Raw genomic sequence first — 12,378 nt, 5'->3', positions numbered from 1 at the left:
ACTGCTCCAATAATTCTGTAACAGCAATGCTGTAATCTCGTTAACGGTTTGTCGTTAGAGATTTAACTAGTGCCATTCCACTAACCAGACCAAATACTACCCCATCATGTATGCTTGCAAATTTGTAAATCTCTATGTTCGAAATGTTAAAATACATTACTAAAATCGGATACATAAGCAGAAGAAAACTTGGAAGAAACACAATAAACAACAGCGGCCAATTAACAATAAAAGCTTTAGGTAATCCTTCTAACAACGCCAGATAGATCCCATAGACAAACGGGACAATAGCCGTGATCCACACAGTATTTTCTAATTGATAGTTCTTTTGTGCCTCTTCAGTGTAATGGCTAATTAGCGAGTTGCCATAATGTAATAAGAGCGCCCCCACTATGATCCAGACAAGATAATATAAAAATTTTGAATGCCGCATCTTTATGAAATCACTCCATTTCTTTTATATGATTCATTAGAATGTCTCTATTTAACTTACCATATAATCCATACTTTGGATATTGCATTAAAGTAAACTGGCCCTAACTAAAAAGGCTACCTCCCGGCAGCCCTTAAATTGAATTCCAACCCCCTGGAGGATAAGTTTATCTGCGTGGCATGGTGACGCCAACTTTGTTATTATATTTTTCCGTAGCTTCCTTGATGACATCGTTGCCGCCCTTGGAAAGCCACTCTTCCACAACCTTCGGCCAGTCGCTGATAGGTTCCTTGCCATATACCATCTTTACCATGTGCGTCAGCAGTACCGGAGGAGCCGTGTCCGAGTTAGGTGCAATGTCTGGATTCTTCACCAAGGCATCTAGCCGCGGGTCGAACTGAATTCCGTCACGGCCTTCGTTAGCCAGAATAGTATCATATACATTGATCAAGCTTCTGCCTTCTTCTGTCATGTTAAGGACACCCTTATTATAAGTAGTATCCTGCACCATCCAGAGGAAAGACTGGCGGTAGCGCTCCTCATCTATAGCAGCGGAATCCGCAGGAGAAGTGTATACGATTTTGCCGTTCTCTTCCTTATAGGTTTCGTCCTTGATCCCAAAGGTAAAGAAGGTCTCAGCCTCTTCGCTCAACATCCAGTCAAAAAATTTCACGATATCCGCAGCATTTTTCGTACCTTCCTTGATAAAGTAGGTGCGCGTGGCGGAGCCGTACAAGTAGGAGCCTCCTTTTCCATCAGGTCCCACTGGCGAAGGAATAATCTCCAGCTTGGCGGATGGCGTCGTAGCCTTCAATTGTTGCTCCCACTGCAGAAGCTCGTTGGCATTCATCGTCCACATGCCCGCTTTGCCTGAGAGAATCGCATTTTTGTAGTTGGTCGGGTTAATGGTGGCAAATTCCTTGTTGATCAAACCCTCTGTATACATGGTGTTGTAGGTCTGTAACGCCTTCATCATATTTTCGCTATCCATAAACTTCGGCTGAACCTGGCCGTTTACTTCCTCGAACATAGTCAGATACGGAAAAACATCATAAGCGCCAAAGAAAGCATCCGCATATTTGAAGTCTTGACGACCCATGTACGGGTTCTCTATCCCCAGCTTTTTGAAGGCACGCAACACAGTCAAGTACTCATCGACCGTTTTTGGAACCTGCAAGCCGGTCTGATCCAGCAGGTCCTTGCGAATCCAAGTCGCCCGTCGGGAGGGATTGGACAGAAACTCCGGTATTGCATAAATTTTTCCCTGATAGGTGACGTTCTCCCAAGCTTCCTTCGGGATTACTTTCAAAAGGTTCTGGCCGTTTTGCTGCAGCAGATCATCCAAGGGCATGAACACACCAGCTTCAACGGAACCAGCCATTTCCTTGCCATTTACGCCGCCCGAGCCTTGAACGACATCCGGAATATCATTAGTGGCGAACATCTGCACCATTTTCTGTTCGAACTCTTTATGAGGAACCAACACAATATCCAAGTCTGTGTTTGTCATCTCCTCCAGCTTTTTCACCCATTTGTCCTTATTCAAGTCGGGTGATTTCTCAACATAGTTAAAAGCCAGCGTCCGCATCGAGATCGAGAATTCAGTTTTCTGCGGCGTATTTGACGAACCTCCGGCAGTCTCTTCTTTGTCCTTGTTCGAGCAACCTGCAATAACGGTAGCACCCATTACGGTAGCCAGACAGATGCCAATCCATTTTTTCATAATATAACCCTCTCCTTGTACAATGGGGTGTATACGTAAAATGAAGATATCTTAAGTCTAATAAGCTTTTGGGATCTCAACCCGGTGGGTAATTCCCTGATTCGTAAAGTAGACATGAACCCCATGGTCCTGATCGTCCATAAAGTACGATACGTAATCCCGGCTTCCTGCTTTTTGGGGAATCAGAAGAGTGACGATCCGATGGCTTACAGCCTCTTGGGTAGAGGCAGTCAAATGCCAATGCTCGGGCAGCCCTTCCCATTCTTTCGGATCTACATCTGTAAATTGATTGCTTTGGCTAAGTGTCATTTCTCCCGAGGAACTATAGACAAATCTGCCCTCCATCTGAGCTTTTTTACCATTTACTTTAAAAGATTGTTCCTTCAACTTCATGGGATACAGTGTATGAAACAGCCAATCCAATTTTCCCGGACGTTCCAGCTCGACACTGTCTGCGATAACAAAGTAAGCGCTATCAAAGAAAAATATTTCCCGCACATACCGCTTGATATAGGGTACATTCTCGCGGTAGGCTTCGGTGGCATCCATTTGCGTGTAGTTGATTCCGTGCGTACTATACGCCTTCAACACCTTGCCGTAGGCTGCCATGTTCTTCGACTTGTCCGTGCCAGCATATTGGCCTATGCCGTCAATAAGAATTGCGTTCTTGGAGCGGGTCTGCCTGCGCCACTGCATATGCATCGTACTGTTGAATGCAACGTAATAGCCGCTTTCAATAGCCAAAGGCTCGCCGAAGGCATGCAGCAGGAAGGCGTTTTGATCCCCATGGCTATGGCTCACAGAGCCGTAACGGCTGCTCTTGGTCAACAGCATGATATGTTCCTGCGGATCCTCCATCCGATGATGCATGGCGACCCATCCCACATCCTGAAACCACTTCAGAGGTTCTGCAGCCACCGGTGGCTCTGAAGAAATCTGCGGATAATCTGTGCGATAAACCATTTCATCGAACCGGAAATCCCACCAGCCGTAGTTATAGAAGATCATCTGGGTGTCAGGGTTCAGTTCCTTAGTTTGCTCAAAATACCATTGGTACTGGCCATTCCCGGTTAAACCGGCAAATTGGCGGATATTGAAGCCCGTTTTGAGATTGACCGGATCTCCCAGTGACGATTGATCGCCGAAGCTGGCCCTCACGGTATCCGGACTGAAGCAATAGAGCGGAAAGTCACCGGTTTTGCGAAAGAAAGGACGGTCATAGAAATTGATTGCCATGTATTTGCGAATTAGATTGAGCGCCTCCGTAACGAATGCCATCTGAGTGGTCCAATACATCGGACCTTCGGCCCACCCGCCATCTTTGCCACCCCATGGAGTATACATGGCGGAGAAGTATTCCAGCGTATAATCAAGCCATTCCTGCGCCTTCTCCTCCTCACCCAACATGGAAATACAACACGGTACGAGTACAGAGGATAAAGAGCGGATCGCATGGCTGTCATAAGGAACTTGATGGATGCGGGAACGTTCGATGACATGGAATGCGATCTGCCCGGTTCTTCGCAGTAGCGCCTGCCTTACCTTAAGGCGTTCTTCTTCCACCAGAGAGCCGTGAAGCCAATCATAGCCCCATGCCAACGCTCCGGCTATGCGAAAGGAGCATTCATCATTGTAATCCCGGCTGGTGGTACCATCCGTGTTCCAGCTTGCCGCATGAAGCAGCCACTCTTTAGCTTTGGCGATAAGCGCCTCGTCCTCCAACACAACTCCAGCTATAGCAAGATGCCGGACAGCATAGAAAACTTCCTGGCAGTCCATATACATCTGCCGCCATAGTGTGGCGACACGCTTATTATCTGGATACGGTGCAGGCTCGGGAATAAGCTCGCGCTTTGTCCAGGGTAAAACGGAATGCTTCAGGAAGTCATCCCAGCCAGTGGAAATGGGGTCTTGGCGGACAACTTCCCGGTAAGACGGAAGTTGCTCCGCTTGAAGCCATAGCCGCGGATGGTGGGCGGAAGCAGTTGAATATCGTTCTGTACGGGAAGGCAGTGGTGTTAGCGGCAGTTCATCCTCCACCACAAAAGCTCTTACTTTACTCCACTCGGAACGGATATCATTCTCCCCGATAAGACTGTATCGCCAATAATACGAGCCGGGCGCCAACGGCTTATCCGGGGTAAACAAATTATAGGGAATTCTACTGTAGGTCAACGTACCTTCCGGCTCAAATCCAGTGTTTGAGGAGATCTGCAGCTCATACATACTCTCTTCTAGACATGCAGGCATCCAAGTAAACCGCGGAGGATTCTCTCCAACATCTGTATGTTCATCTGGCCCATATGACAGGTCGAGTACGCCGCTGGTAGGTTGAAATAAAGGTTCTAACATCTCTACTCCTCCGTATTCCGGGACTTTTCCTGAATCAGTCCCGCTTTAGGGTCAAGGCAATAGACCACTACTTGCCCAGTTGTTGCTATTTGGATTCGGGGCGGTTCGCCCACCTGACTCACTAGCTTCAGTACAGCAGGTTCGTGACCGTCCCGATAAACCGTAATAAAATTAACCGACGGTCCTTTGTGCCGAAGCATAATACCTCGTAGCAATCTACTCGGGTCTTCGGCATTACCCGGTGTGCGGATTTCATACATAGTGGAGCCGGGCGCCAGTAGAGTACTCGTGGATACTTCATACTCCCGGCCGGTGCTCACTCCATCATAACGGATATTCCACTCCGTATTTAACGGACAATCCGTCTCATTTTTCATTGCGGACAGTACTTCAACTGAGCCATAACCTGCTTCCAGACCAAGGACTGCCGGAGAGTCCGTCTGGACACGGTGAAGGTCGAACGGTAACAGCAAATGTCCCGTCGGATGAAACCATAAGTCCACTTCCTGATCCCGCTCCGTCACCTGCTCAACATGAAACCAATCCAGCAGCCAACCGCCGGCCAATACAAGATGCCGGTCTAGAACAGCTCCTTCATAGGCGCCGTCTGAGCGAATCCATAAGTACGTAGCATTGCCTTCCTGACGGAATTGACAGCACCTTCCGGTATGTTGAGCTTGGGAGCGCCCTCCGATGGTAACCGTGTTATGGCTCGCGGTTTCGGAATACCATTCCTTCCGCAAAACAGATCCATAAGGAACCATGCCCAGCTCGGGAGCAACCTCCCCCCATCGGTGCATAATCGTGATATGAAGCTTATCAAAATGCCCATGTGATCCGCCATGCTCTCCGAAATCCGCCAGAACGGACAACGGATTGCCCGGGTGGCGGAGCACGGCGAATCCGGAATCCGGCAGTAGAACAGAGTCTCTCACCCTGTAACTGGTCTGAAGTTCCTTACTCTCACCTGCTCCATACAGCACTGCCTCCAGACCAGTCCTTAATTCCTGTCCATATAGATACCTATAAGCATTCGCCAGTATTGGCTGGAGACTCGGGTCTTTGTAAACCGCAATACCTATTTCGAATACTTCAGCAATTTCTCGGGCGAAAGGAACGCGCGCATAAGGACCATCATGCACGGCTGGAAGCTCCCCGTTATCGCCGCTAAGCTCTACCAGTAACTGAAACATGCCACGGATGGATTGTCCCTGATCTCCTTTGGCAGCATAGAGGTCAACCCCAAAGCGCCCGGACATCTCGGCTGCTATGAGATAAGCCCGCAATACAAAAATGTGGTAGTACGTGCTGCCTTCAAATTCAAAGCCATCTGGCTTCACGCCAATGGACAGATGATGATAGAATCCGCCTTCTCCCTCCAGCAAAGAAGCAAGCTTTTCTCTGGTGCCTTTGGCGGCATATACACAAGCCAGGCTAGCGTTCAGCCATGCGGTATAATTGTTCTCTGCATTCTTCTTCTCGTAAATGAGGATGTGGCGGTATTGCTCCATGCTCTCCTCCAGCATCGTGAAGAATGTTTGAAGCCTCAACTCTTCTTCCTCAGTGAACGTTACTCCATAGTCCACAAGAAGCAGATAGGCCCGAATAAGCGTGGTGGACCAGATAGCCTCTGTCAGCGCCTGATGAAAGGCACGGCCACTAAGCATCCAGGGTTGGGCATCGGGATGAACCGGATACAAGGGGAACTGCTCTGCATAACCGACAAGAATCTTCCGGGCTAAGCTGCTATAGAATTCTTCTCCGTCTGCGGCGAATACCGCGGCAGCTTGCAGGGCGTATCGCGTCATCGCCTGATGCCGGTATACCAGCCATGCTCCCCGGTAGGGTTCACCTTCCAGCTTGCAGCCCTTCGGGCAAGAAAAAACAAACGCATCTTGCTCCATAACATCGAAGATTAGCTCAGTATGATGCTGGGGACATACATATTGGTGCCACCAGCCACCAGGTTCTGACGGGAGCAGAATCTCTTCTCTCCGGAAGGGATCCAGCTCCATTTTCAATTTATCCACCTCAAGACCAACCCAGGAAAAAGTATCTGCTTTCTCCTTAAGGTTCATCATCGCATGAACAAGCCTCCGTTAATTTCAATAATTTCGCCTGTCAGATAATCCGACAGCTCTGAAGCGAGGAAGAGTGCCACATTGCTCACATCCTGTGGAGCACCTTCCCGGCCCAGCGGAATCTTTGCAATCGTTGCCTGTCTTGCCGCATCCGCAGTAAAGGTAGCATGGAAAGCGGTCTGACCGATAAATCCGGGAGAGATAGCGTTTACATTAATTCCATGAGGACTCAGCTCTTTGGCAAGTCCCTTGGTATAAGACCATACCGCAGCTTTACCCGCTGCATAAATGGAAGCCCCCGGTCCGCCGCCGTCATGGGCCGCAAGGGAAGATACATTGATGATTTTACCGCTTTTCTTGGCAATCATTCCTGCTGCTACGGCTTTGCAGGCAAACACGCATGATTTAAAATTGACGTCCATCACCTTGTTGTAATGCTCTTCGTTCATTTCAGTATTTGGAACCCTATTGATCATACCGCCTGCATTGTTGACGAGAATATCGATGGTTCCGCCGAAATGCTCCTCTATTTCCTTTACCATATTGTCCAATTGGGCAGGACTTGTTGCGTCTGCCTGAAAAGCATAAGCTTCTCCTCCGGCCTGACGGATCGCGTCAACCGTCTCCTCCGCAGAACCAAACAAATAGTTTACCGCCACTTTGGCGCCGGAAGCAGCCAAAGTCTCCAAGATTTGTCGGCCTATCCCTGCATTGGACCCTGTAACAAGCGCAATTTTACCAGTCAAATCAATTTTCATTGCATATTTCCTCCTAGTAGTAGTTTTTTCTGAAAACATCTATCTTCTCACTCCGCAGGCATAGATAAGATCAGCCGGGTTCCCTCATTCTCCACGCTTTCGACACTTAACCCGTATTGTTCACCGAACACCATTTGAATTCTCCGGTGCACGTTCATGAGCCCGATTCCACCTCTATGATAGAGGGAATCTCCTTCCGTATCCGCCAGCTGATTCAGATTCAGCTTCTCACGAAGCTTATCAAGCCGTTCGCGGGACATCCCTGCGCCGTTATCCTCTACAAGAACTAGAAAACGGTCTCCCTCTATTCTGGCGTCGATTCGAATATAGTGCTTGTCTTCAATTCCCTCGGGAAACGCATGCTGAAAAATATTTTCGATCAAGGGCTGAAGTGTCAGCCTGACCATCTTAGCCAGTAGCAGCGTCGGCGGAATCACTACGTCAATTTCGAACTCTCTGCCGATCCGGTGCTTGAGAATCGTCATGTAGCTCAGTACATGATTAAGCTCATTGGCAATCGTAATTTCCTCCAGATTAGTTTGGATGGAGTAGCGAAGCATGAATGCCATGGCCTCCACTATTTCTGTGATTTCATCCGAATCCTGAACGACCGCGTAACATTTGATAGTCTCTAATGTGTTATATAGATAGTGCGGATTAATCTGCAGCTGGAGTGCCTGGAATTCAGCTTGATGACGCTCCAGAGCCTCCTTCTGGGTGGTAAGCTCCGCTTCGTATACCCGCTCAATCATTTCGGACAGCCGGGTCACCATGAGGTTGTAGCTGCGCATCAATCCCCCCAGCTCATCCTGACGGCCGTTCATCTCAAGCCTGCGCCACTTGCCTTTTTCCGTCTCCCTCATGCCCTCCTTAAGAATCAGGATGGGCTTCGTGATGGATCGTCCGAACCAGGTTGCAAGGAGCAGTGTGCCTACAAGCGTGAGAACTCCCACCACCAGCGTGGTCGTACGAATGGTAGAAATAGGCTTGCGCAGCTCACCAACGGGTATGGATACTACAAGCTGCCATTTGGAATATTCGGATTTTCTCGACACGAACAAATACTCTTTCCCGTCTACTTTTTCCACCACAGAGTCATTTGGGTGTTGAAATACGTTCTGAATGTGCTCAGCAGATAACCCAGGGTGGTTATTATTCCCTTCCGCCCGATAGAGGAGTTTGCCGAATTCGTCCATGATAAAGTAGGACCCGCCCTGTCCCAGATCAAGAGGTTCCCATATGCGGGCCAGATCCTCTGCCTTAAATTCAATGGCCACTATACCTTTAGGACGATAGGAAGAGACCCCTCTGATTCGTCGGACCATCGTAATAATGTTCTTATCCCCTTCATTCATCACATTCGTGTTGAGAATGGTGATGCGGCCGCTCTCCGGCGTATGTTCGCTTAAGAAACGGTAGCGTTCCTGAGGATGAAACTGCAGGCTATGCGCCTGATAGGAGTTATCATCGCTAATGGCCTTGCCGTGTTCACCGATGATGTACATCAGATTAATCTGAGGATACAGAATAAACAAAGAACGAAACAAATACTTCTGAATGTCATTCGTATATTGATAGTAGGAGAAGCTATCCTCCGGGTCCATATCCAGGAACTCCTTGACTTGATTGTAGGACAGGATGGAATCGCTAGCCTTTTCATAATTTTGCAAATACAGATCCGTTTGATAAGACGCACTTCTGATAACTTGGGCAATGGACTTCTCTGAAGACTTATCCAGCTCAGCCGAAGCCTGAAAATAGGAGATAAATCCAACCATGGACAAGGATAGAAGAATGACGGTGAGAAAGGAGGCGAACAGCTTGTTCGACAGACTCTTTCTCATCAATCGATCCCCAGCTGGTTGCGATACTCGGAAGGAGCCAGCCCGGTGAACTTTTTGAACGTTTTCGTAAAATGAGGATGGTCTGCATACCCGACCTCATAGGAAATATCGGTGATCCGATAGCTTGCATCGGCAAGCAATCTTTTGGCCTTCTCCATCCTGCGTTTTATGCGGTAATGTACAAAGGTCTCTCCCGTTGAGTGCTTAAACATCTGGCTGAAATAAGAGGCATTTAGTCCAAGCACTTCCGCCACTTCTTCCAGCGATACTTCCTGAGCGAGATGCTTTTCTATAAATGCTTTAGCTTCCTCTATCGGATCCTTCGCTTTACCCTTGCGCTTTCTACGAAGCTCTTCCAATATAGCTGCTGACGCTTCTGCGAAACAGTGGAATAACTGCTCAGATCCAGCTGCTGCGGACAAGTCTAATACGCTTTTACCGGGTGTAACTGAATTGACAAGCAGCTTCTTCACGAGCAAAGCGTAGCCCTCTTCCAGAAGCTCTTTTTGCTGACTTCGGCTCATCTTGCGCTGGAGGAAGTCAGTTTCCCATTCCTTCAGTACAAGGTACAGCCTCTCTTTATCCAAGGTCCAGATGGCATCATCCATACGCACGATCCATTCATCGAGCTTAGCGACAGAGACAAAACTCTCTAACTTCTCTCTATGCGCTTCCAGTTTGGCGATCACATTTTGAAGGTTCCCTTTGCTCACGGGTTTCAGGAGATATTCTTTCACTCCATAGGACACGCATTGGCGGGCGTATTCAAAATCCCCATAACCCGAGATGACAACAGTCTGAATATCCGTCTCCATCTCCGACAGCCGCCGGCACAGCTCCAGTCCGTCTACCTTGGGCATACGGATATCTGTAAAAAGAAAATCCGGCTGCTCCTCCATAATGAGCTGAATTGCCTCTTCGCCATTCTGGGCCAGCTTAATGTTATACGGATGCTCGCCGCATTGCTGGATCATGATAGAAAGTCCCTTTCGAATCATGGGCTCGTCGTCTACGATTAATACACATCTCATCCATGGATACCACCTTCCGATTCGTCTCGCTTAACGCGTTCCTATTCTACCACACTATGATAGATCAGGATTTGACGGATCCGACCATCATTCCTTTAACGAAATGGCGTTGAAGAAACGGGTAAATCATGATAATCGGAATAGTAGCGACAATGATAACAGCCATTTTAATGCCCTCAGGTGAGGTGTGGGCCAAAGAGCTATACACTGAGGAAGCCGGATCAATGCTGATATCGTCCGTCTCGAAGAGCTTCTTCAACATCACCTGCAGAGGCCATAAAGACGGCTTGTTGATATAATACAGAGCGCTCATGTACGTATTCCAGTGCCCGACGGCGTAGAAAATCCCCAATGAGGCCATTACCGGTTTGGACAACGGCAGTACCATGTTGACAATGATCCGCAGCTCGCCACACCCATCGATTCTAGAGGAATCTATCAGCTCCTGAGGCAGCTGCATGAAGAAGCTTCTCATCACGAAAAAGTTAAAAGCGCTGATGGCTCCCGGAATCATAAGTGCCCATAAGGAGTTCATAAGCCCCAAATTTTTTATCAGGATAAAATTTGGAATAAGAGGGGCGCTGAATACCATAGTGAACAATACCATCATGACGATGTATTTACGTCCTAGGAATTCCGGCCGCGACACCGGATAAGCGAGAGACGCTGTCGCAATCAGATTAATTGCGGTGCCCAGTACCGTAATATAGACGGAGACACCGAACGCCCGCCAAATGGAATGATCGCTGAAAACGTACTGATAATTGATCGCGGTAAATTCCTTTGGCAGCAAACCTACCCTGCCATTAATAATTGCTTCAGAGCTGCTAAAGGACTGGGCAATCACATTCAGAAACGGCAGAAACATAGCCAAAGCGAGAGCGGTCAGAAACAAAAGATTGAACACATTAAATAGATTCTGGCCGCGAGTATAGCGTACTCTCATCATCCCTACCTCCATAAAGAGCGATTAATACAGCGATTCACCGGTTGTTTTTTTGCTCAAAATGTTGCCGATGAGCACCAGAATGAGTCCAACTACCGACTTGAATAGCCCCACTGCTGTTGTATAGCTGTATTGCTGAGACAGCAGCCCCGCCTTATAGATATAAGTGTCCAGAATCTCCCCGTTCCCGGTATTAAGCGCGTTCAGGAATACCCATACCCGCTCGAAGCCAAGATCAAGAAATCTCCCGATATGGAGAAGGAACAAAATCATAATCGTCGGTATCAGAGACGGCAGTGTAATGGCTAAGGTTTGTTTCCAGCGCCCGGCTCCGTCTACTTCAGCAGCCTCATAAAGATCTGGGTTTATTCCTGCCAACGCGGCCAGATAAATGATCGTACCGTACCCGGAATCCCTCCAGATACCGGAACTGATCAAAATCGTGCGAATGTATGAATTTTCACCAAGAAAATAAATTGGTTCAAAGCCGAAGGCTTGTAAAACCTGATTCACAATCCCTGTTCCTGGGGAGAGGATACCCAAGGCGATACCGCTGACAATTACCCAAGACAGGAAATGGGGCATATAAACCACCGTTTGCAAAAACCGTTTGTAAAACACAAGCCGAATTTCATTCAGCAGAAGTGCAAGCAATATTGGAGCCGGAAAGGCGAATATAAGATCATACAAGCCTAGAAGAATTGTATTGCTCAAGATTCTTCCGAAATCCTGGTATTGAAACATCGTCCTAAAGTGCTCAAGTCCCACCCATTCACTGCCTGTAAAGCCTTTAAAAATGTTGTAGTTTTGAAATGCAATAACTGAACCAGCCAACGGCAAGTACTTGAAAATGATGAAATACAAGATCCCGGGAATCGCTATCACATAGAGTGCTCTGAATTTCCACATGTTTAAAAGCAAGGATCTTTTCGTGTCGGCTTTGTAGTTAATAAGGTCAACCCCAGTTAACTTAGCTTTCATAACCGTTTCCTATAGATCCTGTTTTCAGCAGGTTCGCCGGAGCATTCTCATCCAGGGGAATTTCTTGAAATTCGACGGTAATAAATCGTTCATCCCGTTCAATAATTCGGGATAACTCCCGCGTGAATACGGTGACTATCTCCTCCTTTTGCTCACTCGTTCGGCCTTCGTACATCCTAATCTCAATATGTGGCATCGGCCTTCCTCCATTTCCTTGAATAGTGAATGA

10 protein-coding genes are annotated in these 12,378 nt (G+C 47.9%); all 10 read right to left on the bottom strand.

From position 1 onward, the window contains the following. Positions 1–40 precede the first annotated feature (40 nt). Positions 41–433, bottom strand: coding sequence for a hypothetical protein (locus tag PODO_RS10265; RefSeq protein WP_038569876.1), 393 nt, complete (start codon positions 431–433; stop codon positions 41–43). Positions 434–599: 166 nt separating this feature from the next. Further along, positions 600–2,156: an extracellular solute-binding protein gene (locus PODO_RS10260; protein ID WP_038569874.1), complete on the bottom strand. Its 1,557-nt coding sequence runs from the start codon at positions 2,154–2,156 to the stop codon at positions 600–602. A 57-nt stretch (positions 2,157–2,213) separates the two neighbouring features. After that, positions 2,214–4,508: a heparinase II/III domain-containing protein gene (locus PODO_RS10255; RefSeq protein ID WP_038569870.1), complete on the bottom strand. Its 2,295-nt coding sequence runs from the start codon at positions 4,506–4,508 to the stop codon at positions 2,214–2,216. 2 nt (positions 4,509–4,510) lie between these two features. Beyond that, a complete protein-coding gene (locus PODO_RS10250; protein ID WP_052096944.1) occupies positions 4,511–6,589 on the bottom strand; it encodes a heparinase II/III domain-containing protein in 2,079 nt (692 codons plus the stop codon). Beyond that, positions 6,586–7,347: an SDR family NAD(P)-dependent oxidoreductase gene (locus PODO_RS10245; RefSeq protein WP_036689358.1), complete on the bottom strand. Its 762-nt coding sequence runs from the start codon at positions 7,345–7,347 to the stop codon at positions 6,586–6,588. The genes PODO_RS10250 and PODO_RS10245 overlap by 4 nt, the downstream gene beginning before the upstream one ends. Before the next feature lie 47 nt (positions 7,348–7,394). Continuing rightward, positions 7,395–9,191 carry a sensor histidine kinase gene (locus PODO_RS10240; protein WP_076104619.1) on the bottom strand — a complete coding sequence of 599 codons (1,797 nt, stop codon included), beginning with the start codon at positions 9,189–9,191 and terminating at the stop codon, positions 7,395–7,397. Continuing rightward, positions 9,191–10,222, bottom strand: a complete 1,032-nt coding sequence (locus tag PODO_RS10235) for a response regulator transcription factor (protein WP_038569866.1) — start codon at positions 10,220–10,222, stop codon at positions 9,191–9,193. Before PODO_RS10235 ends, PODO_RS10240 begins: the two co-directional genes overlap by 1 nt. Before the next feature lie 64 nt (positions 10,223–10,286). Next, complete coding sequence (locus PODO_RS10230) at positions 10,287–11,171, bottom strand: carbohydrate ABC transporter permease (protein ID WP_094902792.1); 885 nt, start codon at positions 11,169–11,171, stop codon at positions 10,287–10,289. 21 nt (positions 11,172–11,192) lie between these two features. Beyond that, a complete protein-coding gene (locus tag PODO_RS10225) occupies positions 11,193–12,149 on the bottom strand; it encodes an ABC transporter permease (protein WP_036689353.1) in 957 nt (318 codons plus the stop codon). Then, on the bottom strand, positions 12,139–12,345 hold the full coding sequence (locus PODO_RS10220; protein ID WP_051491612.1) for a tautomerase family protein: 207 nt from the start codon (positions 12,343–12,345) through the stop codon (positions 12,139–12,141). Before PODO_RS10220 ends, PODO_RS10225 begins: the two co-directional genes overlap by 11 nt. Between the last annotated feature and the right edge of the window lie 33 nt (positions 12,346–12,378).

It is taken from the genome of Paenibacillus odorifer (assembly GCF_000758725.1).
GTDB lineage: Bacteria > Bacillota > Bacilli > Paenibacillales > Paenibacillaceae > Paenibacillus_AQ > Paenibacillus_AQ odorifer.
The sequence above is the reverse complement of the archived record's forward strand: the minus strand, read 5'-3'. Positions and strand labels throughout refer to the sequence as shown.

Excerpts from the sequence above, each read along its gene's own strand:
- PODO_RS10220 (WP_051491612.1), bottom strand. The coding sequence starts at position 12,345 with ATGCCACATATTGAGATTAGGATGTACGAAGGCCGAACGAGTGAGCAA.
- PODO_RS10245 (WP_036689358.1), bottom strand. The coding sequence starts at position 7,347 with ATGAAAATTGATTTGACTGGTAAAATTGCGCTTGTTACAGGGTCCAAT.
- PODO_RS10240 (WP_076104619.1), bottom strand. The coding sequence starts at position 9,191 with ATGAGAAAGAGTCTGTCGAACAAGCTGTTCGCCTCCTTTCTCACCGTC.
- PODO_RS10255 (WP_038569870.1), bottom strand. The coding sequence starts at position 4,508 with ATGTTAGAACCTTTATTTCAACCTACCAGCGGCGTACTCGACCTGTCA.
- PODO_RS10250 (WP_052096944.1), bottom strand. The coding sequence starts at position 6,589 with ATGATGAACCTTAAGGAGAAAGCAGATACTTTTTCCTGGGTTGGTCTT.
- PODO_RS10260 (WP_038569874.1), bottom strand. The coding sequence starts at position 2,156 with ATGAAAAAATGGATTGGCATCTGTCTGGCTACCGTAATGGGTGCTACC.
- PODO_RS10265 (WP_038569876.1), bottom strand. The coding sequence starts at position 433 with ATGCGGCATTCAAAATTTTTATATTATCTTGTCTGGATCATAGTGGGG.
- PODO_RS10225 (WP_036689353.1), bottom strand. The coding sequence starts at position 12,149 with ATGAAAGCTAAGTTAACTGGGGTTGACCTTATTAACTACAAAGCCGAC.
- PODO_RS10230 (WP_094902792.1), bottom strand. The coding sequence starts at position 11,171 with ATGATGAGAGTACGCTATACTCGCGGCCAGAATCTATTTAATGTGTTC.
- PODO_RS10235 (WP_038569866.1), bottom strand. The coding sequence starts at position 10,222 with ATGAGATGTGTATTAATCGTAGACGACGAGCCCATGATTCGAAAGGGA.